Origin of the sequence: Anaerostipes sp. AF04-45, from assembly GCF_003461725.1 — a bacterium.
Taxonomy (GTDB): Bacteria; Bacillota; Clostridia; order Lachnospirales; family Lachnospiraceae; genus Anaerostipes; species Anaerostipes caccae.
This window is the reverse complement of the sequence record NZ_QTXQ01000019.1, coordinates 1-24042: the sequence shown is the minus strand read 5'-3', so window position 1 is coordinate 24042 and position 24042 is coordinate 1. Positions and strand designations below refer to the sequence as shown.

Annotated in this window: 32 protein-coding genes, 2 tRNA genes and 1 pseudogene; all 35 read right to left on the bottom strand. The window is 43.8% G+C overall.

Translation table 11 applies throughout. The annotated features are described in order from the left end of the window. Positions 1-54: 54 nt before the first annotated feature. Entirely contained in the window at positions 55-1794 is a 1740-nt protein-coding gene (locus tag DWV34_RS16840; protein ID WP_118476748.1) for a phage tail spike protein, read from the bottom strand. Continuing rightward, positions 1794-2507 carry a phage tail domain-containing protein gene (locus DWV34_RS16835; protein WP_118476747.1) on the bottom strand — a complete coding sequence of 238 codons (714 nt, stop codon included), beginning with the start codon at positions 2505-2507 and terminating at the stop codon, positions 1794-1796. The genes DWV34_RS16840 and DWV34_RS16835 overlap by 1 nt, the downstream gene beginning before the upstream one ends. Then, on the bottom strand, positions 2508-7490 hold the full coding sequence (locus tag DWV34_RS16830) for a phage tail tape measure protein (protein ID WP_243000952.1): 4983 nt from the start codon (positions 7488-7490) through the stop codon (positions 2508-2510). Positions 7491-7610: 120 nt separating this feature from the next. After that, entirely contained in the window at positions 7611-7883 is a 273-nt protein-coding gene (locus tag DWV34_RS16825; protein WP_118476746.1) for a hypothetical protein, read from the bottom strand. Positions 7884-7893: 10 nt separating this feature from the next. Then, positions 7894-8559: a bacteriophage Gp15 family protein gene (locus DWV34_RS16820; RefSeq protein WP_118476745.1), complete on the bottom strand. Its 666-nt coding sequence runs from the start codon at positions 8557-8559 to the stop codon at positions 7894-7896. Next, complete coding sequence (locus DWV34_RS16815) at positions 8559-8903, bottom strand: DUF6673 family protein (protein WP_118476744.1); 345 nt, start codon at positions 8901-8903, stop codon at positions 8559-8561. The genes DWV34_RS16820 and DWV34_RS16815 overlap by 1 nt, the downstream gene beginning before the upstream one ends. 34 nt (positions 8904-8937) lie before the next feature. Next, positions 8938-9183 (bottom strand): Ig-like domain-containing protein, encoded by a 246-nt coding sequence (locus DWV34_RS16810; RefSeq protein WP_118476743.1) that lies wholly within the window; start codon positions 9181-9183, stop codon positions 8938-8940. Positions 9184-9196: 13 nt separating this feature from the next. Beyond that, entirely contained in the window at positions 9197-9700 is a 504-nt protein-coding gene (locus DWV34_RS16805; protein WP_118476742.1) for a hypothetical protein, read from the bottom strand. Position 9701: 1 nt separating this feature from the next. Beyond that, positions 9702-10133, bottom strand: coding sequence for a hypothetical protein (locus DWV34_RS16800; RefSeq protein WP_006566280.1), 432 nt, complete (start codon positions 10131-10133; stop codon positions 9702-9704). Further along, positions 10130-10456, bottom strand: coding sequence for a minor capsid protein (locus DWV34_RS16795; RefSeq protein WP_006566281.1), 327 nt, complete (start codon positions 10454-10456; stop codon positions 10130-10132). Before DWV34_RS16795 ends, DWV34_RS16800 begins: the two co-directional genes overlap by 4 nt. Beyond that, entirely contained in the window at positions 10453-10872 is a 420-nt protein-coding gene (locus DWV34_RS16790; protein ID WP_118476741.1) for a DUF6751 family protein, read from the bottom strand. The genes DWV34_RS16795 and DWV34_RS16790 overlap by 4 nt, the downstream gene beginning before the upstream one ends. Further along, positions 10872-11246 carry a hypothetical protein gene (locus tag DWV34_RS16785; RefSeq protein WP_118476740.1) on the bottom strand — a complete coding sequence of 125 codons (375 nt, stop codon included), beginning with the start codon at positions 11244-11246 and terminating at the stop codon, positions 10872-10874. Before DWV34_RS16785 ends, DWV34_RS16790 begins: the two co-directional genes overlap by 1 nt. A 12-nt stretch (positions 11247-11258) precedes the next feature. Then, complete coding sequence (locus tag DWV34_RS16780; RefSeq protein WP_118476739.1) at positions 11259-12452, bottom strand: phage major capsid protein; 1194 nt, start codon at positions 12450-12452, stop codon at positions 11259-11261. A gap of 9 nt (positions 12453-12461) precedes the next feature. Further along, positions 12462-12995, bottom strand: coding sequence for a phage scaffolding protein (locus DWV34_RS16775; protein WP_118476738.1), 534 nt, complete (start codon positions 12993-12995; stop codon positions 12462-12464). A gap of 120 nt (positions 12996-13115) precedes the next feature. After that, positions 13116-13265: a hypothetical protein gene (locus DWV34_RS16770; RefSeq protein ID WP_243000950.1), complete on the bottom strand. Its 150-nt coding sequence runs from the start codon at positions 13263-13265 to the stop codon at positions 13116-13118. A gap of 160 nt (positions 13266-13425) precedes the next feature. Next, on the bottom strand, positions 13426-13608 hold the full coding sequence (locus DWV34_RS16765; RefSeq protein WP_118476736.1) for a hypothetical protein: 183 nt from the start codon (positions 13606-13608) through the stop codon (positions 13426-13428). After that, positions 13605-15209: a phage minor capsid protein gene (locus tag DWV34_RS16760; RefSeq protein WP_118476735.1), complete on the bottom strand. Its 1605-nt coding sequence runs from the start codon at positions 15207-15209 to the stop codon at positions 13605-13607. Before DWV34_RS16760 ends, DWV34_RS16765 begins: the two co-directional genes overlap by 4 nt. A 10-nt stretch (positions 15210-15219) precedes the next feature. Beyond that, the gene (locus DWV34_RS16755) at positions 15220-16608 is read right to left on the bottom strand and encodes a phage portal protein (protein ID WP_118476734.1); all 1389 of its coding nucleotides are present in this window, start codon (positions 16606-16608) and stop codon (positions 15220-15222) included. 17 nt (positions 16609-16625) lie between these two features. Continuing rightward, positions 16626-17984, bottom strand: a complete 1359-nt coding sequence (locus DWV34_RS16750) for a PBSX family phage terminase large subunit (protein ID WP_118476733.1) — start codon at positions 17982-17984, stop codon at positions 16626-16628. Continuing rightward, positions 17974-18825 carry a terminase small subunit gene (locus tag DWV34_RS16745; protein ID WP_330417064.1) on the bottom strand — a complete coding sequence of 284 codons (852 nt, stop codon included), beginning with the start codon at positions 18823-18825 and terminating at the stop codon, positions 17974-17976. Before DWV34_RS16745 ends, DWV34_RS16750 begins: the two co-directional genes overlap by 11 nt. Next, a tRNA-Ser gene (locus DWV34_RS16740) sits at positions 18797-18879 on the bottom strand. Before DWV34_RS16740 ends, DWV34_RS16745 begins: the two co-directional genes overlap by 29 nt. Before the next feature lie 301 nt (positions 18880-19180). Then, positions 19181-19253: transfer RNA gene (locus tag DWV34_RS16735), tRNA-Ile, on the bottom strand. A gap of 47 nt (positions 19254-19300) precedes the next feature. After that, entirely contained in the window at positions 19301-19768 is a 468-nt protein-coding gene (locus DWV34_RS16730; RefSeq protein WP_009290790.1) for a hypothetical protein, read from the bottom strand. Then, positions 19769-20212 (bottom strand): Panacea domain-containing protein, encoded by a 444-nt coding sequence (locus DWV34_RS16725; RefSeq protein ID WP_039930632.1) that lies wholly within the window; start codon positions 20210-20212, stop codon positions 19769-19771. It abuts the gene before it with no gap. Positions 20213-20603: 391 nt separating this feature from the next. Next, the gene (locus DWV34_RS16720; protein WP_006566295.1) at positions 20604-21086 is read right to left on the bottom strand and encodes a hypothetical protein; all 483 of its coding nucleotides are present in this window, start codon (positions 21084-21086) and stop codon (positions 20604-20606) included. Next, complete coding sequence (locus tag DWV34_RS16715; protein ID WP_118476731.1) at positions 21073-21360, bottom strand: hypothetical protein; 288 nt, start codon at positions 21358-21360, stop codon at positions 21073-21075. Before DWV34_RS16715 ends, DWV34_RS16720 begins: the two co-directional genes overlap by 14 nt. 84 nt (positions 21361-21444) lie before the next feature. Further along, the gene (locus tag DWV34_RS16710) at positions 21445-21642 is read right to left on the bottom strand and encodes a DUF7736 domain-containing protein (RefSeq protein WP_009290786.1); all 198 of its coding nucleotides are present in this window, start codon (positions 21640-21642) and stop codon (positions 21445-21447) included. Positions 21643-21661: 19 nt separating this feature from the next. Next, a complete protein-coding gene (locus DWV34_RS17455; RefSeq protein ID WP_009290785.1) occupies positions 21662-21829 on the bottom strand; it encodes a hypothetical protein in 168 nt (55 codons plus the stop codon). A gap of 23 nt (positions 21830-21852) precedes the next feature. Then, positions 21853-22329, bottom strand: a complete 477-nt coding sequence (locus DWV34_RS16705; protein WP_118476730.1) for a hypothetical protein — start codon at positions 22327-22329, stop codon at positions 21853-21855. A 26-nt stretch (positions 22330-22355) separates the two neighbouring features. Beyond that, positions 22356-22556 carry a hypothetical protein gene (locus DWV34_RS17805; RefSeq protein WP_243000947.1) on the bottom strand — a complete coding sequence of 67 codons (201 nt, stop codon included), beginning with the start codon at positions 22554-22556 and terminating at the stop codon, positions 22356-22358. 113 nt (positions 22557-22669) lie between these two features. Beyond that, a complete protein-coding gene (locus DWV34_RS17800) occupies positions 22670-22942 on the bottom strand; it encodes a hypothetical protein (RefSeq protein ID WP_243000944.1) in 273 nt (90 codons plus the stop codon). Then, positions 22839-23237 (bottom strand): annotated as a pseudogene (locus DWV34_RS18240) (pentapeptide repeat-containing protein); the annotation flags it as partial. The gene DWV34_RS17800 and the pseudogene DWV34_RS18240, both read right to left, overlap by 104 nt. 26 nt (positions 23238-23263) lie before the next feature. Next, complete coding sequence (locus tag DWV34_RS16695; protein ID WP_118476728.1) at positions 23264-23446, bottom strand: hypothetical protein; 183 nt, start codon at positions 23444-23446, stop codon at positions 23264-23266. Between the two features lie 20 nt (positions 23447-23466). Continuing rightward, a complete protein-coding gene (locus DWV34_RS16690; protein WP_118476727.1) occupies positions 23467-23847 on the bottom strand; it encodes a DUF551 domain-containing protein in 381 nt (126 codons plus the stop codon). A 27-nt stretch (positions 23848-23874) separates the two neighbouring features. Next, positions 23875-24042, bottom strand: a 168-nt coding sequence (locus DWV34_RS18145) for a DUF3310 domain-containing protein (RefSeq protein WP_147342265.1), incomplete at its 5' end; no start/stop codon positions are given.

Below are 24042 nucleotides of genomic sequence, written 5' to 3'. Positions count from 1 at the left end.
CACGGCATTTTTGATATTATTTAATGCTTCTTGTATTGTCATATCTGCTCCTTTCTAACCTATCCTTTTCCACATATATACCGTTATATATGGCTGTAAATTCCCGGCATTTCCGCCTCCTGTAGATGTTGTGTTTCCGCTGTTGCCGCCTGTACTTCCGGATACATAATGTGAATGGTCACTCGACTGGTTACCTGTATTTGTAATATTTCCCCATGTTGCGCCGCTTGGAATGCGAGGATATTTATATGTATTTCCTCCAACATCTCCGCTGTCTGCCTCCGGTATTCCCGTTGCTACTGGCCAGTATTTATAACTGCTGTTTCCGGTTGTATGATTGTGAGAAGCGCTTTGACCTCCAGACGTAATATTTACACTGTGATTGTGACCGTTAAGTCCGTGTGCATGTGATTGTAATTCCTTATGCCCTCCGGATTTCTCCGGAGTATTAAACTCTGTCTGTCCGGTATCCACGCCGACGATGGTTTTCCCGGTTGCAAACGGCACCCATACCCCTCCAAGAAAAGTGCTTGGATTTACGTTTACCGTGTTAATGTAAATGCTATTTACGGGCCAGATCTTGTTTGTAATTGCGTCCATTTCCACCTTCACCTGCTGCGCAGTGTTTGCGGCGTTGTTTGCTGTGTTTACAGCGGTGTTCACGCTCCCGGCCATCCCCTGCACGATATTTGTCAGGTTAGATGTACCTGCCACCTTATCGGTCAGGCTACTGATCGTCCGGCCCAGCACAATCTTGTTATTGGCCGGGTTTTCCAGATCAATTTCATATTTGCTTACCAGATAGTAGGTAGACACATCTCCCATGGTGCTCAGAAGTCCATGCTGCTGTGACACGCATGGGACCAAATCGCCCAATCTGATAGCGTTTATATCCACGTCTATCATGTGCAGATCTACCGCTGTGAGTTCTATTGTGATTGCAAGATTCACGCAGGTTTTAAGATATTCCTGCGCTTTTGCAAGTAACGTCTGAGCATCCACCACATCGGGAAAATCCACTTTCTCAAAAATCCATCCGTATAAGTCCACGGCCTCTTGGTTATAGACATAATCTTTCCCGCCGTTTATATTCGTGATCTTTGTCTGTCCGTTTGCGCCCAGGGGGATAATTGCAGTCTTGATATTTTCGGCCTTGGTGTACTTTTTCAAATCGAGGAGATTTTCTCCGAACCGGATCACCTGATTGTTGACCTTTCCATACTGCTTTACATAGTCCAAATATCGCACACCGTTTTCGTGCCGGACCCGCAAATACCCAGCGTACTTTCCAAGAAAGTTCGTATTTATAAAGTCCCATGTCGTCTCATAATTAGTAGCCAGCTTTTTAATCCGTTCACTGTCAATATCTATCGTTCCCACGGTAAATTGCTTATCTGGCCCCGCCTGAGAGTTATGTTCTGCAATCAAAGCCCTAAAAATATCGACATTTGTTTCAATTTTATTGACTTCTCCTGAATCCCAGCCGTATGTGTGCGCCCTCTGAACAGAATCTAACAAAAAAGCCAGCTCTCCCTCACAAGAGATCTGACCAGTTTGCTGAAAGTCTATTTCATTTGTCAATGATCTACCCGAAAACAATAGTTCTGAATCCTCATAGACTTCAATTTTTGATTTCAGCTTATTGATAACATCTGCATTCGGATGCCTGGGAAGAATTGAGAAATCAAAGTTCCCGGTCTTGTTCAGTTCCAGTGAAACCTTCGGTTCCATCAGCATATAGTCTTCGTCCCGTACATCGTGCAGGACCTTTCCATCGCACAATACTCTATACATTACAAACTACCCCCTCTATATTCGACAGATACCGTGCCATTCCCGACAAAAGTAAGATAGTTGTCTCCTTCGCCCAGCCATATATCAAACACCTTTGACTTTCCAGCCGGGAGACTGTACTTTTTCCCATTGTATGTCACCTGCATCGCTGCGCTGCACTCGATCACGGGCACGATCTTTTTTCTGCGCCCCGGAATGTAGAGTTGATAGCTCCCATCCACCTGCAGATCTTTATATTCCCGTATGATTCCTGTTTCGAAATTGAAGTCGTCCCAGGTCCAGTCTTCCAGACTGCTATACTTTTCATATTTGTACGGGTCGACCTCCCCGGAGATGGTGATTTTACTTTCTGCCTTTTCTGACTTTTCGGTGTCCAGTTTCAACCGTCCTATGTAATAGAACGCCGGATCACTGTCCAAGAAAATCTTAAATTTCTGTCCTGCTAGGTAGTTTGCGATCTCTGATAGCTTTGCCTGCCAATCAAAGTAATCAGCATCCAGCTGGTCAAACTCCATAGAGATTGACCTTTGCTTGTATTTCACATCTCCTGTGACTGCCTCCGTAAGGTCGATAATTCCGTCTGCACCCGGTATTTCCTGCTCATACGTCTTTGCCTCCGGGAATCCAAGGGTGATCGACAACCACCCCAGATTCCAGTCTTTTAAAGTGTGCTTTCCTCCGATCTGCACACCTAATGTTCCTCTATCTTCCATCTATACACCCCCTCTTGCTTTTCTATCTGCCATACTGTTCAGCCTGCTGTCCATGAACGGGGCCAGCGTCCTTGCCGCTTCTCGGCCCCCTATGTTTGTTACAACCTCTATCTTTTCCGGCCCGGTATAGACCGTCTTCTCTATCGTCGTTGTACCACCGCCTCCGGCATAGACAACCTGCGGCTGCACACTCGCTGTGATCTTGCCCATCTGCCTTGACACCGCTGTTTGCATCCTGCTCTGTAACTCCGGTATATTAAGCTTTGCTTTCGCAAAACGTGCCGCCATGGTATCCGCAACAGTTTCAACTTGCCGATACAGTCTCGGTGCCTCTTTCTCCTGTCCCTTTTCGGCTCCTTGGATCGTAAACTTTCCGATCTGGGCGAATACACGAGATGGGGATTTTATTTTCAGTTCTTTTTTTGCGGCTTTTACAATATCTTTGCAAAGCTTTTTCATGGCTTTGCTCAGATTCCGGGTTTCTCCGGTTATTCCAGCTGCCAAACCTTTAGCAACGTTAGCCCCGGCCTTTTTCATCTCGGCATTCAGATTATCTGTTTCTTTTTTTATTGCTGCTTGATATTCCTTATTAATCTTCTCAAAGTCGTCTTTAAAGAAGGACTCTGAAAAGCTTTCTGCCATGGATTGCTGTTTGTTCCACTTGTCCGTGTAGGCTTTCTGCTCTGCCGCCGTAAGGGACTGGAACCAGGCCATATACTGTCGCCCTTCTTCCACATCCATGCCAAGGATACGCTGCATCATGGAATCAGGAATTTTGTTTTCCAAGGCTTTCAGGCGTTTCTGGTAGTCTTCTATGTCATAGAGGTTCTGGTCCAGATCATAAAGACTGCCGTAACTCTGTTGCTTGCTTGTAAGATTGTCCCGCAGGCTCTTGATCTCGTTGTACTGTTCCTGGTACTTCTCTGAAAGCTCCTGGATCTTCTCCTCAGCAATCTTCGTCAGGCGGTCCGCTTCTTTCTCAAACGCTGTATTATAGGCATTTGCGGCCTTTTCTCCTGCAAGCTTTAGTTTCTTTTCCTTCTTGTCATTCGCAGCTTTTAAGTCCTTAAGTTCTTCTTTAAGCTTTGCTTTCTTTTTCTTATTCTTCTTTTTGCTGCCAAGCTTGTCGATTTTCTTTTGTAGCTTCGCTTCTGCCTTTTCTGATGCTTTTACTTGCTTATTGTACGACTGGTCAATGATCTCCTGCACCGTCTCGCTTGACCGCTGTTTCGCAATGCTCAGAGAGTCGCTCAGCCCACTTAAAAGATCGCTGCCGATTTCGGAATAATTGCCTTTGAATGTTGCTTTCTTTGCCGCAGATAACGCCGCAGAAATGACACTTTTCATCTCTGCCACAAGCTCACTCTGTCCCTCTTTGATGCCTTTTGCTATCCCCTTTGGAATGTTCTTTCCGACCATGTTTTTAAAGACTGTGGACGGAGAATGGATGCCGAGATCCTTTGTTGCTGCACTTAGAGTCGCCTGCGTCATGGCAACAGATGCTTTGGTGACAGCTCCCGATCCTTTATAGATACCTTTTGCAAGACCTTCTGGAATCGCCGTTCCTAGTTTATCCCTAAACTTTTTAGAAGGTGAGTTGACGTCTGCGCCTTTTTTAGACTTTGCCTCTGCCAGTGCCTGGTTTACAACACTGACTGCTGCCGCTGCAACAACTCCTGCATTACCTCCGATTCCGGCAGCGATTCCAGAAGCGATGCTTGAACCTAAAGAATTAAATCCGCTAGTATCTACGGTTTTCGCATTATCTACTGCGCCCTGTGTCGCGGTCTTGATCTTTCCTTTGTTTTTATCCACGCCCGCAGCTGTACTGTCGTCGATCTTCTTCCCGGTTTTATTCCCAGCTTTTCCAGCCTCTTTTTCTCCGACATCTCCCATAAGCTTTGCCAATTCTTCCATGGCTTTTTTTGGAGATGTTTTACCGTTATTTACCGATTTAACAAGGGACTTGACTGCATCATCTCCGGCCTTCCCTGACTTCTTGACCGCATCACTGAAATCAATCAGACTTTGCATCTGCTTTACAGCCTCACTTGGCTTTATTTTTCCTGATGCAATACCTTGTGCCAATGATTCCGGTACTTTTAGCCCTCCTGAAAGAGATTTCTGGCTTAGACTATCGAACTTTATAAGCGATTCCATCTCTGCCATAGAACCCGGAATTGCATATTTCCCTGATATGATTCCCTGAGATAAACTGATCGGGATTTCTTGTCCCTTCTTTTTCAGCTCCTGGATCATTGGATCAATAGAAATCAGCTTTTTGAGTTCATCCCCGGTCTGCGGGGCTTCATATATCCCTTCTTTAATACTTTCACCGATGGTCTTCGGTATCTCTTTTGCCTTTATCCCTGCTTCCTTGGCGAGTTTGTTTATATTATTCGTGTAATCAGCAAAATTGTTGAGTGCATCCATCTTTTCTTCATACGCACTCATTTTTCCGGTAAGGTCATTGATCGTATCCTTATAACCATTTGCAGCTTTGTCTGCTTCGTAATATGCCGCTGCATTATCTTCCATCTTTTTGGAATACTTATCTAATACCTTATCTTCATCAGCAGAAAGCGTACCATCTTTCATATACTTATCGTATAATTCTTTGTGCTTCTCTGCGGCAACTTCACCATCTTTTTCTGCCTTTGATCTCTTCTTTACAGCCTCTTCATATTTTATCTCTGCGTCCGCCAGCTTTTCTGCGTTGGCCTCCATACCCTTCTGGTACGCTTTTGCCATTACCAATGCTTTCTGGGCCTTGATATTCCTCTTTATGGCTGCCGTAGACTTATCTAACTTGTCTTTTTCTTCGTCGTAGTGAGCGTTCAGACCCGGTAAAAGTCCGTTAAGCTTCGCCACAATAGCCGATATTTGTTTCTTCTGTCCGGCACTTTTCTTTTCTACACCAACAAGACTTTTCAGCTTTTTGAAATAGTTATCTGCCTCTACTCCCTGTGCTTTTGTCGTATCTATGCTCTTTTCATTTGTAGCATTTAGGTCTCTAGCTGATTTAGAGAATTTTTGCTGCTCTTCATGCAATTTCTCACATGAGTCCGCAAATCTCTCTGATTCCGTTGTGACCTTAGGAAGTGTCATTTTATAGGCAACAGCACCAGCAGTTAATGCTCCGATGGCAAGTACAGCCATACCAATAGGACCACCAAGGGCAGTACATGCCGCATTAAATGCTCCTGTTGCTGCTGTGGCAAGCGTGATCTTTCCTGTGAAGATTCCAACCACGGTCTGTAATGCTGTAAGTCCTCCCTGCTGAGCAACAAGCGTAATTGCGTTCGCTTTTTCCAGAGCATTGAGTGCTTTTAATGCTGTCCCCAATGCGCTTACACTTCCAGAAACGGCCTGTGCAGCTTTGTAGCCTTTAAGCACAACCAAAAGACTTGTTGCTAACGGAAGTGCCGTCTGCATGTTCTCTCCTAGGAACTTCGCCGCAGATCCCAATACTTTCAGACCGCCACCTGCGACTGTCTTTGCCGCAGAGCCAAGATTTTTGACCGTGGTAATCGTCTCTTTCGGGATGATAGATTTAAGCCCATGGGCTTCTACCTGGTCCGCTAATCCTCCGATTGCATCCGATGCCGCTGCCACTCCATCCGCAAGCGGTCCTTTGAGTTCATCTCCCACTGCAATTCCGAGCGCAGTAAACTTATTTCCAAATATTTTGATCCGACTTTCTAGCGTCTTGTACCGCTGCCCAGCTTCGTTCGTAAGGGCCTTATTTTCGTTCCACGCATTATTGCCGATCTTTAAGGCTTCTGTAAATGTCCCAGATGCTCCCGCTGCTCTTAACAGTGCATCCCTCATACGGATATCGGAAAGCCCCATATCGTCCAGGACTTTTATTGCACTGCCGCCACTCTTATTTACCTTATCCAAGCCTTGGATGAAGGAAATAATAGCTCCTGCTGCATCTTCTTTAAATGCCTTTTTGAACTGATCCGCCGTCATGCCAGACACTTTCGCAAAGTCGTTTAATTCGTCACCGCCCTTGGTAGTTGCAAGATTCATTTTCGACATTAGGGTAGAAAATGCCGTTCCACCAGCTTCTGCCTCGATCCCTACAGAAGATAACGCCCCAGCAAAGGAAAGTATATCTGCTTCTGACATTCCAACCTGATGTCCAGCTCCTGCAAGTCTAAGAGCCATATCCGTAATCTCTTGCTCTGTTGTGGCCAGATTATTTCCTAAATCTACAATTACAGATCCCAGCCGTCCAAACTGCGTCTGTGGCATCCGTGTGATGTTTGCCAGCCTTGCCAGAGAGGTTGCCGCCGTATCTGCGGACATGTTCGTAGAATCTCCAAGCATAACCATGGTTTTAGAGAATCCTGCGATATTCTTCGTCTTAATGCCAAGCTGTCCGGCTGCCTCTGCTACCCCTGCGATCTCATTTGCAGAGGTTGGCATCTCTTTCGACATATTTAAAATGTCTTTTCGCATGATATTCAGTTCTTTATCCGTGGCATTTACTGTCTTTTTTACACCAGCAAAAGCACTTTCAAACGAAATACTTGCTTTCAAAGATGCCGCACCGCCCGCAATAACTGCGGCTCCGGTTGCTTTCATTCCGGTAGATACCGCAGGTTTTATCTTGCTGGCAGCACCAGACCAATATTTCTCTGCATTTTCCGCACTTTTCTTCGCTTGTGCCTCCGTTTGCTTATAAGACCGCTTCTGTTCCTCTCCGGCCTTTTTCGTGCTCTGCGAGGCTTTCTCTCCGGCTTGCTTTGCGGCTGTTTCCGCTGTCTTCCCGGCTTTTTTTGCCGCCTGTTCTGTTGTTTTGCTTGCTTGTTTTACAGAGGTTTCTGCGGACTTTGCCGCCTGCTTGGTCGCAGTTTCTGCGGATTTCGCCGCTTTTTTCGTCTCTGTGTCCAGTGTTCTCGATAGTTGTTTGAGTTCTTTTTCGGCTTTTTCCGAATTTAACTCAACTTCGATTTCAATACTTCCGTCAGGCATATATTCTCCTTTCTTTTTTGCCTGCGTCTGTCTTCTATGTTCACGTCTCTATCTTCCTGGGCGTAGAGTTCCGCTCCCCTGCAACCTCTGTGTTACAGTGTTTTTAGTGTTTTATTGTCGTCAAATATAAAATTTTACCTTGTCTTTGTAGACCTCCTTTTCAAGAGCATCAAGGTCGAGGTCTAAAGTTAAAGAGCGATCTCCTGTATCGCTATCAAGTTTCAATTCCATCTTTGTGGCAACCTGGCTGATGTCAGTTCCAAGGAAATACACCTTGCTTTCAGATCCGTATCCCATTACCTCAAACAGCGGCTTTGTCTCAATTCCTTCTTTCAAACCTTGTTGCACGGCTTCTCCGATTCTTTTGACAATGTCAATTCTCTTATCTTCCATTTTTCACCTCTTATAAAATATTGCTCAGGTCCCCACCACTCAAAAGGGCCTTAGTAACTTCTTCTTCCAACATCCTGTCTTCTTCGGACACATTCTCCGGTAGCTTATATATTTCTTTCATCTTTTTATAAAATTTCTTCTGGTCCTTATCCATACCTGCGGTATCTGCTGCCCGGTATCCCATTACTTTAGAGATTAGGCAGTCTTCTTTCAGACCGGCGAACATGGCAGAGAACTTCCACCAGTGCAGATCGGCAGCGTTTAGATCAATTCCGTACTGTTCCATAAAGGCAGCATAGATGTAATCTGCATCATACGCAAAGCTGTATATCTGTTCCTGCTTCTTTCCTTTCCCGGACTGCTTCTGTTCTTCTGTCTTGCCACACTGGTAAAACCACAGCATTTGTGAGATCGCTCCATCCAAATCCTCCGGGATCACCGGATAATACAAGGCCAGGCCGCTATTGTATTTCGCAAGCAGCCTGGCTTTTTTCTCGTCTCCATCAAACTCTGAGATATTCAGCAATTCTTCCACGAAAAACCGCTGTTCTTCCGTGATGTTCTTGTCCTGTATCATCTCCTCAAACATGATTGACACACGGAAGTCTGTATTGATCTTATATTCCTGACCAGCCACCAGAACGGTTTCCGGCAGCTGATCCGTCAGGATATTCATTAGTCACCTGCCATGGACTGGACAAGTTTGTTATAAGATTCTACCTGTGCCTCTCGCAGGTTCACAAGTTTGTTAAATGCAGCAACTCGTTCATGGATGTCTGTATCAGAAAACATTTTCTTTGCCGCACCATCTCCCAGCAGCTTATCAAATGTCCGGTCAATGATCTTACATTCAGCCCGAACACCTTCTGCATTTAAGACTCCGTTAATCTCGTGCTTTTTTTCATATTCCATCAGTTCCTCAAACGTCTGCTGCTTAATCGTTCCAAACTTCTCAATCATATCCGCATCCAGAGCAGAGAATTTAAACTCTGCCCCATTCCATTTAAAAATCTTGTTCATATCCTTTACTCCTCCATGTTCACTGTCTTTTTCTCTATGCTCCTGCTGTTACCGTAATGGCGCAGGTTGCCGTCTTATTTCCATCTGTCGTTGTCACTGTCACATCCGCGGCCCCTGCTGCAACCCCGGTCACTTCCCCGGTATTAGATACCGTTGCTATGCTAGTATCTGTGCTGGACCATGTAACTGTCTTATCCGTAGCGTCCGCAGGCTCTACGGTTGCCGTAAGTGTCTCTTTCGCCGCAACTGCAAGGGATAGCGTTGTTTTATTCAACGCCACCCCCGTTACGGCTTTAAGAGGGTGTATCGCCTTTCACTGTAAATTTCTTAGTGCTGGTATTAAATGTTCCCTCGACTACATCCCCGATACCTAACAGGTTACCTTCACAGTTCATTTCTCCATCTTCGTTTCCAAAGCTGGCTACTTCGATCGCCACGTGGAACTTGCGGGCATGGTAGGTATTCTCTGCGCTTTCCTTCTGGTCCAGATCTACGATCACGTAGTCTGTCTCTGCATCTGCTCCTGTTTTTAAAAGTTCACCGATCTCACAGATATAGGCAATCGCCTCTTCTGATCGAATCTGGTCTGCTGTGTACGGTGCCTGCCACTCGTACCCGGTGATTCCCTTGCTGGTAGATGCATCGTTTACGTACCGTTTTGAACTGGTCTGCGCTCCCGGTTCCTCATTAAGGTCCGTGAACCCTGTCCCCATCAGGACAAAATTTTCTTCCTCTGCGGTCCCAATGTCCAGATAGTTCGCCTGCATCCTTCTCTGTCTTACACTTTTTAATGCCATGTTATACCTTCCTTTCCTGGTAATAAATAAAGCGGCACTGAATCTGATACTTTGCCTTGTCAAGCTCCGTATCAAACGCATAACCGCTCGTAATCGCTTCGATTTTTATTGCTTCCTTACCTTTCTCCAATTCCGGGAACTCCCCGGCCTCAGAGAATTGTTCCAGCCAGTCTGAAAAGTGCTCAAAGAACCCGATGTTTTCAAGGTTCTGCCGCACTTCTTCGCCGTATAGCTCCCGACTGGCAAAATTAAATAGATGTTGCCGTTTGGTATTTCCGACAATATCTTTTTTCAAAACTGTTTGTGATGGAACGGATTCTATCGAGTAGTACGTTGTGTCACTACCCAGGTAATCCACCCCGATCCCTTTGCAATACTCATCTAGATACGGGCATTGCTTAACAATGTTCCGTATAGCCTCCACAATCGTCATTTTGGCTTTCCTCCTACAAACCTCGCAATAGATACCAGAACCTCTCGCCCTCTGTCGGCAAACGCTCTCTTGTCCCAATGTTTTCCACGCAGTCCCTTGCCCTTATTTTCTTCGTAATTCTTCTTTGCATATGGGGTGATGTACTTTATGCAGTACGTTGTCTCAATCGCAGTATTTTTCAGTGGACCGTTGAGAAAAGGGACGTATGCATCCGATATTCTGCGCACTTCATGCACAGCAAGTCTCTGACCGGGACCACCTTTCTGCAGGTTCCTTTCTGTAAGGATTACGTTTGCAGGAGCAATCTTGACTTTTATCTTCATTCAGCCGTCACCTTCCAATGCTGCATTTCCGGGCTGCCGTTGTCGTTCGTCTCTACAACAGCGATGGTCCGTACATCATCATAGGTGTTTTTCATCCGCTCTTCGTCTTTTGCGCTGGTCAGTTCGTCTCCTACGATACCTTGGACCACCAGGTCCCCAGCTTCGACCGTAAAAAATCCCGTCTTTTCTGGCTCCTGCACAAAGTTTTTCAGTTTCCGGAACTGCTTTTCCGTCTCTACCGCAAACGGGATATAGATTTCTGCCACATCAGCACTTACAATCCCCTTGTCTGTGGGCTGCACGGCTGTGGTATCCTGCCAGTTCACGCCTTTTAAGACTGTCCGGTAATAGCGGTTCGCCCCAGCATCCCGGTCATATACCTTGTTGTAGAGTGTTATGTCTGCGTTTGTAACCATTACCGACACCCCCTGTATAACAACCCGGTATGGATTAAGTACGGATAAGCAGCTGCATACTGTTTCTTTGCCGCTGCCGCCTCTCTTGTTTGTCCGTCCTGCTGCTCCGTTACATAGGATACAGAGACATTTCCGACCGTCTCTGACTTCTTCTCTTTCTGCTGCCCTGCGGCATCGGCCTGGTACATCACCTCAGCCACGGCACAGGCAGCCAGCCTGACCTCCTCCGGGATCTCTGTATCCTCTATTCGTCCAAATGTGATGTACTTTATATAGATGCTCGCCCGCAGGATGACAGAGGAAAAGGCAGCCTCCGGTATGGTGCTGCCATTGAACTGCTCTTTATAAAATGTGTAGTCTGCATACTCTACCATACCGTGACCTCCTTATGCCTTTTCGACCAATACAATCTCCTGTGTTACTGCCGCAGCATCGACATTGATCGTAGTCGTTACCTGAGAATATCCATTCTTCTTTACTTTCGCCGGATAAGTACCCTTTCTCAAGTTATACACCACCTGTCCGGTTGCGTCTGTTTTTTGTCTTGAGCCGTTCACGTCCACAATCGCGCCCTCAATCGGCTGTGCTTCTTCTGCATTATCTTTCACTGTCAGTGTTACTGTCTGCGTTGTTACTGGCACAGTTGGCTCCAAGTAAGCAAAAGGACAACCAAGTCGGTCTTCGTCCATTCTTGTTGCCGGGTTTGGAAGAGCCCATCCCATGCGGAATACAACTCGTAAAGCCACCATGTCCTGCTGTGCAAGGTTATATACGATTTCTTTCGTGGAAGGGTCCTGGATAACTCCCTGGTCTAAGATTTTAACTGTTATATCCTGACGGATAGAATATACTGCCTGTTTAAAGTCTCCTACAACCAGCTGTGCAATAGAAGAATCAAAAGAACCATTCTGAGGGAAATACATCGGTGCGCCGTCAAGTGCATACTGCGTTGTTCCCTGCATATCTGACTTAAAGATCGGGGTTCCGTCTGTTGCTCTAATACCTCTAAGTTTCGCTCTCATTCCCATGGCAGCCAACGCACCAGTTGCCATATATCCAGATTCCTCTATATTTGCAATGACACCGTTTTCCTCCATGATTAACTTGTAATAATCAGGAGATGCCCCGACTGGTACATTATTCCCTGCCTGTCTTGCCAAAGTGATAATATCATTCTGCCATTCTGCCGGACGATTTGAGCCGAAGATAATCGCACTGTCCACTTTCTGTCCGATCGCTTCATTAACCCTCGGTGTGATTTCTCCGAAAATATCAAACTCAGCATCATCCAATACGGCCTCCGGGATCGGAACGATTACCGCAAGCTCTCCGGCATTAATATAGACATTATCCCACGCCTGGTTGGATGTCTGTTTCATGCCTGTATCTCCGTTTACCCAGTAAGCAGTCGGTAAGAAATCAAGAACTCTGATCCTTGTTTGATTGCTTGTCATGTTTGGCAACTTTTTTGCCAACCCCATAAATACAGACTGCTTTGGTGCATCCTGAAAAATGGTACTTACCACCTGTTCCCGGATAATTGCCTCTGCGTCTGCCCTGCTTGTAATATGTACTGCCATATATACCTCCTATTCTTTCCCGAATACACTTCTCAGTGCATCGTTTGCTTTGCTCTTTAAATCATCATTTTCACCAGTTGCCCCAGGAGTACTTGACACAAACTTTGGAATTTCTTTTTCTGGCTGAAAAAGGTAATCGTTTTCCTCTTTTGCTTTCTTTAAAGCGTCTTCAATGTCGTGATCCTGATTCTTGCTCTCTTTTAAGCTGTCAATGTCAAGGATCGCCATTACTGCCTTTTCATTTTTACCGCCAGCCTTTAAGATTGCGTCTTTGATCGCAGAATTAAATTTCATGTCTTGGATCTCTCTGCTGTGATCTTCATCTTTTTTCTGTAAATCATTTGTAAGATTCGTGATCTGGGTTCGCAGCTCTGTAACGTCCACTCCTTCAAAACTTTTCAATGTTGTCTTTGCATTTTTTAACTGAGTCTCAAAACTGTCACGATCTGACTTTAATGGATTTACAACTTTCCCATGTTCAGCCATAACAAAGTCAATCTGTTCCTGTGTTAGTCCCTGTGCTTTTAAATCGTCTGTGTTCATTCTCTTCTCCCTTTCTTTATCACTATTAAGTTATTTTAGGTGTGTAACTATCCACCAGTGACCGGACTATTTTAGGTCTAATCACCTGACCAGTTCATTTGCTGCATAAAAATAACACGCCTAAGCGTGTTTGATTTCTTCTATGATCTGTTCTATCTGCCGGATATACTTCTGATTGCCCGTAACCCGGATATGACTTTCCAGCGTCCGCAGGTTGCGGCTCCTTGGAAGTCTGCCCCGCTCCACGTTGGATTTTATAACCAACGCCACCCGTTTACTCCGGCAGTGGGTGTGAAGTGCAAAATTGTCCGGATTGTATAGAATCCATTCTCCTGTTTTTCTGTGCGATCTTTTAAGTTTTAATACACCGCTCCCTCCTCTCTAATAGCATAACAAAAGCACCCATCTCTGGATGCTTTCTACACTGACTCTACTCGTTTTTTGTAATATCCCCATCAAAAAGTGCGGCTTGACCGCAGTTTTGACATTTAAAGCAAATAGTATTTCTTCCAAATTGTAATTTTTCAACCTTCACATTTTCAGCCCCACAGAATGGACACTTCCCGGCGTCCCCATTCTTTTGATAAGATATCAAATTTTCTAACCATTTCATGGCTCCACCCTCTTTCTGACTATATTATACCAAAATTCTTCAAACTTGTAAGCCTGTTTTTCCATTTCTGCTAAATGATCTTGTGTATACTTTTTCCCGTACTTCCGAAGCTGTAAAACATGGCATCTTTCATGGATGATTGTCCTTACCAGTTCTTTTTCATCTTTAAATGCCCTTGGAAAAAGGTCAATCCTTCCTATGTTATCATAGTCCGTACTTCCAAGATAATGTAGCTTTATAAGCTCTTCATTTCTTTGTATTTTTATTGTTAAATCTCTTATTTCAAGTCCATATTTTTTAGAGATTTTATCGACACTTCTTTTCTGTAATGGTATTTCTAATCCTGCGAATTTTCCAGTATTCTTTTCCTTCCTTGTAAGTTTTGCCGCCCATACAGCCTTTTGAGCCACACTTCGGTTAAAGCCTACAATGTTGCCGTTTCCGTCCAAGACCGCATGAACCTGAGTCCTTGCAGATTCTACCCGGCGGCCCGTCTGCCTGCAGAACTCTTTTAACTTCTTTTCCTGCTCCTTGAGCCGCACAGATTCAGATTCAAAACGCTGCTGCAATGTGCCTTTCAACACATCGTCACCGTCTGCTGCCTTGACCCCGGCATCGTATCCGGCCAGCTTGCGCTTTGTCCCTCTGATCTGTCTCTCCTGGAAACGCTGCATCTGTGAAACTTCATATTCTTTATATTTTTTACCTTTATACTCATATTTCTTCGTGTCATAGTCTTGAAGCATTGCATCTGTATATGCTCGCACAGACACGCCAGGAATAAAGACGTGAAAGTTATGCCTGCAATTCCATCCGCAAAGCCCCTCCCCTGTTCCATATCCGGTCATGGAAAACGGAGGGTAGTTAGGATCTTTCCCAGATATACAGAACACCAGCCCCTGCCAGAGTGCGTGCGATGGTCTGGCGCCGCTATGCGCTGTTACTTCTACGTAATCGCACCCCATCTCTTGAGCGTAAGCAAGTGTCATTTCTGCCGCTGACTGATTAACTCCCGTTAATACGGCCCGCCTGACAGCCACGTCAAGCTTATCTGCGTGCCCGCTCGGATACAATACCTCTGTGCCCTGTACTGCTGCCTCTTTTATTGCATCCGCTATGGCCTTATCGTAAGAAAATGCCCCGGACTGTACCTTAAGCATGGCACTATTGCAAGCATTTATGTAAGAACTCTGCGCCTTGTTCGCCGTTGTGAGAGTAAGATTCTTTATCTCTCCTTTGGTCTTTCTAAGGTTGGCGTTTAGAATCTGCTGCATTTCCTTTGACTGATGCAACTCCTTCGGTTCCATTCCAGCCATTTTGTAAATGACAGATTCATTTTGTGTATTTTTAACCCCGGCCTCTTTAAATAATCGGTCTATCTCCCGATCTATATATCCGGTTGTCTGTCCGATCCGTTTAACAGCGTCTTGATAGACCATTCCGGCGTTCTGCAGGACATGAGCCTGATGCTTTGCTGTGTCTGTGATCTGCTTTGTCTTTGCAATCCGGCGGGCAATATCTCCGATAAGAGAGATTGACAATTCATCTATTAAGGCTAGGAGTTGGTCACTGCATTTATCCAGGTATTCTGGATCAAGCATATGCTATCACCTACTCTTCCTGTATGCCAAACGGATCATTCTGCTGTGGCGGCATCATCTTGAGGGCTTCTTCTTCCGACACTCCGTATTTTTTTGCAATATAGATTTCTTTTCTGATGATTCCGGCGGTCACGTCCTGCTGCATTGCTGCCAGCTCTTTTTCTCTATCGGATAGGATGCTGTCACCCCAGTTGAATGTAGTTTGATAAGAACCGACCGGGGCCAGATGATAAATACTTGTGTAAAAATCCATAGCAACCAACATATCTTCCAGAGCCTCTTGTAGTGCTCCCTGCATGTCTTTGGTCATGTCAAAAGATCTTTGCTTGCTACTCTTTATTTCCTCGGCTGTCTTATCAACATTATTCGGATCAGATAAAGTCCCATATGCAAGGCTACAATTAAATTCCACCAGTCGTAGCTGATGGTTCAAGCCATTATAATAAGAAGAATCTCGAATATCCGGTGAAAATACATCCAGCAAAGGCTTATCCGTAGCTCCTGCGTTGAACTGTAATCCTCTGTATAGCCGATCCTTGCCATCTGGATATATAAACCGATCTTGCGTCTTATCATATTTCAGCATGGATTCACCGATATGGACAGCGGTTTCCTTTGCCTCATACTCCCAGTCTATTTGTGAGTATCTTTTATCTGCTTTTCTGATAGGATCAATCGCTTTTGAGAAAACAGACACCCCAAGAGGTGAGGTCGAATCTGAATTGTTTGCCAGCGGAACTTTGAAATACCCAAAAGGCAGTCGGTCCATCCCTGAGAATGTGACAGACCCCGAAAGTTCGGACCATTCCTCAACAGATCCCACAGATATTTCTGATCCAAGGCTAAAATCATTGGTACTGACAAAAGCTCGGTTACTGATTCTTAAAAGCCCGTTTGTAAGCTCGTGTATCTCAAGTTTTGTATATATCTTTTGTCCTTTCCTCAGTTGGCTTGCAAAAGCACACATTGTCATTTTCCCTGAACTATCAAAATTGATCGGGAAAAAGGCATCCCCGTGTATATATTCCACGCTGATTCCGGTGCTTGTGACATACGGTTTTAGCACCATTCCACCTTTTGCGGAACCATACTCCAACTGCTGCCGTATATATCTTATCGCCTTTTTATATTGCGTATTCAGATAGTCCGCCCTGGTTCCTCCTGTCACTTCGGTTTCTGACTCAAGCAGTGCCAATCTTGCCAATTCTCCCGACACTGCTGCCGGAATCCCCATGGAATATATTTTATCCTTTTCAAGCCAAGGGGCTTTATCTTCGTACATACGGGACCATAATTCAATGTCTCGTGCCATTTGGCTGGTCAGGCACGCATCTATTTTTGTCTCGGAATCCTTATTCAGGACTTCAGTGATTAGTGTCAGTAATCTTGTAAATTTCATATTTTTGTTCTCACCTCCTATTCATATCGGATCAAGTTTGCAATATCACGCTCAAATGTATATTCAAAGGAATCCAGGCTATCAATATCGCTGGTTCCATCGTCCAGTCTTTCATTTTCTGTCAGGTTCTTTGGATTCCATACAGCACTGCATAAGGCTGTTACAAGACTGTCACACATCAGATCCATGTAACGGAACCTTTGCTGTGCCATCAGCCTTGTAGTCGCTCTGATCCGGTCATTTATTACTGTTTTCAGGGCGTTTTCTACTCGAATCCATCCAAGCCCGGACTTTCTAAGCGCAGCCTTGATACCAAGAATGAGCGTTTGCTCTGCACTGTCACAATACACAACGTCAATGGATCCATAGATATTGATTACCTTTAGGCAGAAATCTACAAATAACTGCCCCAGCTTATCCGGATCTATGTCCTCGGTATCACATCTGTGCCGTTCTGCTGCCAGAGCCACAATACCATTAAATCCCCGTTCAATCCCTGTTGCAGTAAACGCATGGCCTGACCCGCTGCCTCCAAAGTCTATTCCAAGATTGATCCGCATGAGATTCATAGGCTTTTCAGCTTTACGGAAGTGATAGAGTTTTGCACTTGTATCATCTGCAAACTGCCTATAAATCAGCCCTTCTGCAATGACACGCTGTCCTTTTATATCCCTCAAATACCACATACTATTAGGATCATACTGACTCTCGATTTCCCGTTTTCTTTCTTCTGGTATATTGATATTGTCATACAGAGTGCAATGCATGTAATTGAATCCACCCAGGAGCGTGCCGTCTTCATCCAGTGCCGCATATTTGTCTATATAGTCCGTATAGATAAAGGCGTTCGGATTGTCCGGGTTCAGGTCCCAGAAGATTTTTCTGTTTTGGGCCGCAAGCTGACGATTGAACGCCTCACGAATCGTATTAATATGATGCAGGTTGATCTCCGTAGCAATCCAAAACCCATAGGAGTTTCCACGGATCTTTTTATAGCTGTCTTCCTTTGCTGCTCCTGCAAAAATCACAATCCGCTGCCGATTCTTTGTCGCAGGTCCTTTGATAAACAACGCCTCATTGTCCTTATACTTTCCCCAGTGGCACTGTCCACGAAAGATCCACTCTAACCCCATGCCGTTACAGTCTCCAATGTTCAGCTTTGCATTTGCCATGGTAGATCCTGTCGCAAGGTGAATACGATCCTTTGTATCTTTAATCTCGTGAGCAAACGAAAATACATTGTCTACCGTTTTTCCTGCTCTTACCGCCCCCTCTGCTATGTTGAAGGTACAGTTCTCACATTTTCGGATATAGTTTTTATGCTTTTCAGAGAAATTAAAGTGTATAGTCTTTTTCTTTTTATACTTACTTTTCATAGATTTCACCCTCTATGTCGTCCATATCTTCAATTTCTTGATTGTTCCCGGTGATTTTATCTCTCTGTGCAGTCAACAAGGCTACCTTTGCTTTCTGCTCCGCTGTCGCAAGGTCCATATGCTCCGACAGCCACCGCAGGGCCTTTTCCCGGTCCGGCAGCTTTACCTTAACCCCGTCTTTGCCCTTAGAAATCTCGTTTATCAGAGTGCCGTCTACTTCCCCGGCAGACTTTAGATTTACGTACGATACCGTCATAGGTCCATTCTCTGTGTCGATCTCTAAGTTACCAAAATCCGTGAAATCTGTGACATCTGCAAAGGCGATGTCTATGTACTTCTGAAAGATATCCTCTGTTCCAAGCATCTCCCGGTTAAGACGGTTCTGCTTAAGACGCTGTATTTCCTTTTTGACTCCATCGTTTTCCAGCAGTCTATACGCAATAGATGCCGCAGTGCTGTAATCTACGCCATATGCTTTTTGATACGCTTTTGTAGCATTAAAGCATCTGACATACTGCAAACAAAAAAGCCGTTGCTTATCGGTTAGATCAGGATTGTTTACTACCTGTTCTACCTCCGGTGCAATGGCTTCTTTCTGTTCTGTTTCCTGTTTCCGAACGTTCGCTTTCTTATCCGAGCGTTCGCTATCCCATCCCTGAGTGCTTTTCCACCGTCTTACGGTCCCTGGGGGCTTTCCGATCTCTTTTGCTATATCTACCAGATTCATTCCGCTTTTATACATCTGTTCTGCCTTTATAGAATCTGGACTCCTACTCCTTGGCAATCTGCAACACCTCTCTATCTGTAAATAACGGAGAATGAAGGACTCGAACCTTCGCACCGTTCCCGGTGTACCGGTTAGCAACCGGCTGCATTTCCTCTCTGCCAATTCTCCAAACGGGCTTAGCCCGTAGCAATATATTTTATGTGCCATGCCGGGCACACCGTGTTCTTAGAATAATTATTTTTTGTATAGGACAGAACACAGAAGACCCATTACGGTTGTAAAGTTTTGCTCCTTAAAAACCACCTGTGCGCCCTCGTTTCGTACTCACGTTTCCCATCGTTCACGCACGTTCCTTAATTACTCCAGAGCCATTCGTATATTGCATCTTCCACGTAATACAATATTTTTACGAATGAGTTTTTTGCGTCCCGCATCGTGGATTTATTGGACCGCCATCTAGGTGTAAAAATGGACACTCAGGGAATCGAACCCTGGACATATCGGTTATGAGCCGACTGCTCTACCATCTGAGCTAAATGTCCTAAATCTTTGCACGAAAAAAGCACCCATTTTGTAGGTGCTTCGTAAATTATGTATGTCTTTTTGTTGATTTATATATTTCATGATCTTCATCATACCATATTACACGAAATGTTCCATCCTCCAATATCCCATACAACCTATGCGTTCCTGTCAATCGAAGCGAAAACGCCTCCGAATACTCCTCAAGTTTTAGCTCTATCCATCTTTCCTGAGCTTCCTTGATAAATTCGTCGACGTTTTCAAAGTGATTATTATTCCCTGTTCTTCTTCCTCCGGTTGCCTTCATGATTTCTCCCCAGGTCATTCCTTCGTAATCTTTCATCTTTTCGATAATATAGGGATAAATGTTGTTGCATTTCTGCAGACTCCATTTTTCGTGATCTACATCCATATCCTTGAAGACCCATTTAGGTGTTTTATCATAATAACTTTCAGGATTCTCAGTATTTCTTGCTTCTTTAATCCCTTTCGGTTTTTCAGAAACTTTTACCTTCTTCTTTTTGCTCTTTGACACTTATTGAAGACCTCCATAGTAACTTTGCATGCTCTCCTTTGTAATTACTTCATTACAATATGCTCCTGGCGCACATCCTGCTCTTGCTATCTTCCAAGGAGCCTCTTTATGAGTAAGCTCGCTAAGCCACTGCGGTTCTTTATCTCCATAATATTCTAACACGTTATCCATAGTTTCCAGTTCATCTTCTGAAAATACATTTTGTATAGATCCACTATCCGTAAATATGTCTTCATCTACCACGAACAGTCCTCTGTGTTTTTCAAATAATTGAGGACAAACTGGACCATTTGCCCATGCTTCAAACTCTTCGTCAAATAACGGGACATCATCCCAAGCTAATGACCATGCCTGGCAATAATATGTGAGCTTTTCTAGTTTCATCGTTGTCATAGGCCCTTTTTTGTGCAAAATATACTTTGCTACATCAAATACCCTTGCCATATCTTCCATCCTCCTTTATAAACTGCTATCACAATATGTTGTGCAACAATTCATACTTTTATTATACTAGATTATCTTTAAATCTCAATAAGTTTCTACATGATTTTAAGTATTTTTAAATGTTTATAGGTATTTTAAAGTTTTTTCTATCCTTTTATTGTTACACCTTTTTTCTTTATTATACAAACATTTGCACTGGCATTGTGGGCAATTTTAGCACCTAAAAACCCCGATACCTTATAGATACCGGAGCAATGTAAATAATTAGAGGTTTCAATACGCCTTGCGTTTTGGTTTATCCTGTTTAGCTTGGTTGCCACAGCGGCGCCGCCGTGACATCCAGCTAACAAAATGAACGATTGACCTATTCGTTCTATAATAACTATATCATTTATTTACCGGACGGTGTCGGACACTTTTCAACTTTTTCTAAAAATCTGCTATGTTTTTTTCTGCAGCTTTCCTCCGTGTATATTCTTTTTGGAAACATCCGGTTCATGGTAAGTGCTACCTTGGGCCACGTCAGTTCGTCTATGTAGTATAGGCGAAAAATAATCCGTAACTCGCTGGATGTAATAGAATTTATATAGTCCTCCACCTGGCACACAAGCTCTAACAGCTCCCCTTCCATTTTCGCTGCTTTTTCTTTCCTGGCTTTGATCTGCAACGCCTTTCTGCGCAATGCTGGCGCTGGCAATCCTTCTACAACAAAGTGTTGTGTGCCGCCCAGGCCCCCGGTGACGGTATCTTTTACAGTTCCCTCTTCTTCCATTTTGTATAATTCCCTCTCTAGCTGCTCTATTCTCCGGTGAAGGTCTTTTATTTCTTCTTTCATATCGCTGTACTGGATAAGTATATTTTTACTGATCGTCACCCTGTTCCTCCCCGTAGTGATATAACATCTCAAGCTCATTTTTATCTGCCGTAATGACAATCAGCAGAGAAAGCAAAGTAATGATATTTACTCCTGGTATAAACAGAAAAAGCAAAAGCTTGATTCTGCTTGCCGCCCAGTTTAATCTGCCCGTTTTTTTTGTCTTGATCTCGCCGACCTTTCTCTTAATCTTCCTGCGGAACATGCAATAGATTCCGACATCTGCCGCCAAAAGCAGCGCTGAAAATCCTAAATGAAAATTAATTAGCCACATCGTATCCCCTCCTTATTTCACCCTGGCTTGCTCGATATTTCTAATAACAACCGTACTTCCAGACTAAATCTTAAGTTTTATTGATTACTGTAAATTCCTGACCACCTTTAAAAAATCGGATTCGGTTTTTTCTTTAAGTTCTTTCCAAATTTTTTCCCGGGAAAATTCAAATGTGAGGATTGGTCTCCCTATCTTTTTTTCAGCGTAAGCGTGGAAGTCATCGAAATTTCCAATCAATTTCCCGGTATATGCAGAAATTATCGCACCTTCGTTTTTTGTCATCTTTCTCCCTCCTTAAATCTTAATCTAACTGAATATCGCTATCCCCAAGAATTTCGAGCATCTGTTCATCCGTGGCAACCACTCCAGGCATTTTCTCCACTTCATAAATCATAGTTCTTTGTATAGTTCTATTTTCATATTTGCAGATTATTTTTTTTACCTCATCTGCGCTCACCAATCTTAGCATTGTTTTCTCCTCAAAATCTTAAATTAAACAATTTCTCTTGCCGCCGATCTAAACATCATGAGCAACATTTCTGAGACAGGTCTCTTTCTGTTTTGTCTTACTGCTTTTTTTACAGATCGCAAATCATACCAATCACCCCGTCCGCTCTTTCCATTTGGTATATACACGCCTACTGCATGCGGTATTTCGTTTTGTACTGCAATGTATACTTCTTCCGGCATTACATAGTAATTAAAGTCTCCAATGAAGTTATGTCCATTTTTTGATCGAAAATCTTCCACGGATGATTTTACCTCGTAGCAATAGAAATCGCCTTTTTCAATGCCAGATATAGTATTGTTCACAGGCTTAAAACGCATAAAATCCACCCTTATTGCATTGCTGGTTCCATAGTCAAATGTGACTTCTGCCGCCCAATAAATTCTAGGATCATTGCGTTGATTTATATGCCTTCTAACAGATAAAGACAACATTTTTGTTATCTCTGGTCGCTTACTCATTCTGTACCTCCTTAAATCTTAATTTCCTAATTTACATCAATCCCCGTAATTTCTTTAAAGATCGAAGCATCAAAATTTGGAATGTCCTTAATAATCTGTTTTTCATCATTGCTCAATCCACTCCACCACTCATTGGCTTCATTCGATGTATCCCATGTATCTTTTTCTTTTAAATATCCGCCTGTAATTTTGTAATCAGGATGTATCTCTTTTTCTTTATCACTCATTCTTTGTTCGCTGATCCATTCTGTAGGCGATGCATTGATTTGATTTAATAATGATCTTGCGTCTGAATGTATCCAATCAAGATAAGTCCAATTAGAAGGTTTGTTAAATAAATTTATTTTTGGTTCACTTGTATTAAAGCATCCGCTTGCAAAATTTGTTTTGTTCCAATCGCCTGAGTTGCAATTGCCTGAGTTCCGATTGCCTGAGTTCCAATTGCCTGAGTTCCAATTGCCTGAGTTCCAATCGCCTGAGTTCCGATTGCCTGAGTTCCGATTGCCTGAGTTCCGATTGCCTGAGTTCCAATCGCCTGAGTTCCGATTGCCTGAGTTCCAATCGCCTGAGTTCCGATTGCCTGAGTTGCAAAAACCAGAACAACTTTTTCCAATATTTACTAATCTCAAAACTTCTTCCCAGCTGATCTCGCGTACAATTTCAATTTTGCTGGTACAGCATTTTGAATTGTCGCTTTTTCTGTCAATCTCGCCATGCGCAATAATTTCAGCAACTTTGTTATATGGATCAAAGGCATAGTAGTTAAAACAATCTTTTAGATCTGTGCAATAATGAAACCCCCGCTCACAGCATATAGGTTTAAAATTCTCTGTGTATGTTTTTCCTACTTCATACTTAAATCCTCGGCATTCCCAATATTGATTGAATACTTTATATCCTTTTTCCATTCTTATTCCCCTTTCTCGATTAAATCTTAATTCCACTTATTCCATTCGTCTTTTACTTTTTCCAAATTCCTGCCTGTCGGGTAACCCTCTGGCGGCACTGGGCAATCTGGATTGTTGCATTTCACCATGTACATCATTCCGCCGCTCGACCATCTCTCAACGGCGATATTTGACTTCCTGCAATACTTGCAGGGCTTTAATTTGCCCATCTTCACACCTCCACTAAATCTTAATCTTCCAAACTGTACGGGGCGTGCTTTCTCCATGCAATCACCTTTTCATAATCTGCAAGCTCGCGCCATTCGGATTCTTCTGTATAGTAATCATCCTTATGTGCAAACCATATGGTTTGTTCAATCCTGTCGCCTGTTTCGGTGTTTTCTATTGTCACGCAGTAATAATCGCTTTCATCCGGCAATCGCTCCGATACCGGAATCCACCCCGTCAGCAACTCCCCATCCATAATCTCTTCCGGTGTAAGCCCGGTGTCTTCATATTTTTTTAGCGCCCAGTATATTGTCATAGCCTCTTTTCTTACCGCTCTTGCATCTATCACTGTTCGTCTTATTCCACCCTCTATATGTTCGTCCGGAATAGTTAGTCTATCCATATTTCCCTCCTCCACTAAATTTTTAACTTACACCTCTGACTTAGTTTCTGCCCACAGCCGATCCAAGTACCACCTTGACTTTTCCAGATCCTCTGTTGCCTTTCCTTTCTTGTCATACCGCCACAAATATTTCATTGCATTTCCCTTTAGGAAGCCGCAAAATTCGGCGTGCGACATGCTTGCCTTTAGTGCATC

Coding starts and splice junctions, on each gene's coding strand:
- DWV34_RS16725 (WP_039930632.1), bottom strand. CDS start 20,212: ATGGCAAGGGTATTTGATGTAGCAAAGTATATTTTGCACAAAAAAGGG.
- DWV34_RS16790 (WP_118476741.1), bottom strand. CDS start 10,872: ATGGTTACAAACGCAGACATAACACTCTACAACAAGGTATATGACCGG.
- DWV34_RS16765 (WP_118476736.1), bottom strand. CDS start 13,608: ATGAAATGGTTAGAAAATTTGATATCTTATCAAAAGAATGGGGACGCC.
- DWV34_RS16695 (WP_118476728.1), bottom strand. CDS start 23,446: ATGGGCAAATTAAAGCCCTGCAAGTATTGCAGGAAGTCAAATATCGCC.
- DWV34_RS16815 (WP_118476744.1), bottom strand. CDS start 8,903: ATGAACAAGATTTTTAAATGGAATGGGGCAGAGTTTAAATTCTCTGCT.
- DWV34_RS16795 (WP_006566281.1), bottom strand. CDS start 10,456: ATGAAGATAAAAGTCAAGATTGCTCCTGCAAACGTAATCCTTACAGAA.
- DWV34_RS17455 (WP_009290785.1), bottom strand. CDS start 21,829: ATGCTAAGATTGGTGAGCGCAGATGAGGTAAAAAAAATAATCTGCAAA.
- DWV34_RS16830 (WP_243000952.1), bottom strand. CDS start 7,490: ATGCCTGACGGAAGTATTGAAATCGAAGTTGAGTTAAATTCGGAAAAA.
- DWV34_RS16780 (WP_118476739.1), bottom strand. CDS start 12,452: ATGGCAGTACATATTACAAGCAGGGCAGACGCAGAGGCAATTATCCGG.
- DWV34_RS16820 (WP_118476745.1), bottom strand. CDS start 8,559: ATGAATATCCTGACGGATCAGCTGCCGGAAACCGTTCTGGTGGCTGGT.
- DWV34_RS16755 (WP_118476734.1), bottom strand. CDS start 16,608: ATGAAATTTACAAGATTACTGACACTAATCACTGAAGTCCTGAATAAG.
- DWV34_RS16825 (WP_118476746.1), bottom strand. CDS start 7,883: ATGGAAGATAAGAGAATTGACATTGTCAAAAGAATCGGAGAAGCCGTG.
- DWV34_RS16715 (WP_118476731.1), bottom strand. CDS start 21,360: ATGTGGCTAATTAATTTTCATTTAGGATTTTCAGCGCTGCTTTTGGCG.
- DWV34_RS16775 (WP_118476738.1), bottom strand. CDS start 12,995: ATGAACACAGACGATTTAAAAGCACAGGGACTAACACAGGAACAGATT.
- DWV34_RS16710 (WP_009290786.1), bottom strand. CDS start 21,642: ATGACAAAAAACGAAGGTGCGATAATTTCTGCATATACCGGGAAATTG.
- DWV34_RS16835 (WP_118476747.1), bottom strand. CDS start 2,507: ATGGAAGATAGAGGAACATTAGGTGTGCAGATCGGAGGAAAGCACACT.
- DWV34_RS16800 (WP_006566280.1), bottom strand. CDS start 10,133: ATGACGATTGTGGAGGCTATACGGAACATTGTTAAGCAATGCCCGTAT.
- DWV34_RS16750 (WP_118476733.1), bottom strand. CDS start 17,984: ATGAAAAGTAAGTATAAAAAGAAAAAGACTATACACTTTAATTTCTCT.
- DWV34_RS16760 (WP_118476735.1), bottom strand. CDS start 15,209: ATGCTTGATCCAGAATACCTGGATAAATGCAGTGACCAACTCCTAGCC.
- DWV34_RS16785 (WP_118476740.1), bottom strand. CDS start 11,246: ATGGTAGAGTATGCAGACTACACATTTTATAAAGAGCAGTTCAATGGC.
- DWV34_RS16705 (WP_118476730.1), bottom strand. CDS start 22,329: ATGAGTAAGCGACCAGAGATAACAAAAATGTTGTCTTTATCTGTTAGA.
- DWV34_RS16690 (WP_118476727.1), bottom strand. CDS start 23,847: ATGGATAGACTAACTATTCCGGACGAACATATAGAGGGTGGAATAAGA.
- DWV34_RS16840 (WP_118476748.1), bottom strand. CDS start 1,794: ATGTATAGAGTATTGTGCGATGGAAAGGTCCTGCACGATGTACGGGAC.
- DWV34_RS16805 (WP_118476742.1), bottom strand. CDS start 9,700: ATGGCATTAAAAAGTGTAAGACAGAGAAGGATGCAGGCGAACTATCTG.
- DWV34_RS17805 (WP_243000947.1), bottom strand. CDS start 22,556: ATGAGTGATAAAGAAAAAGAGATACATCCTGATTACAAAATTACAGGC.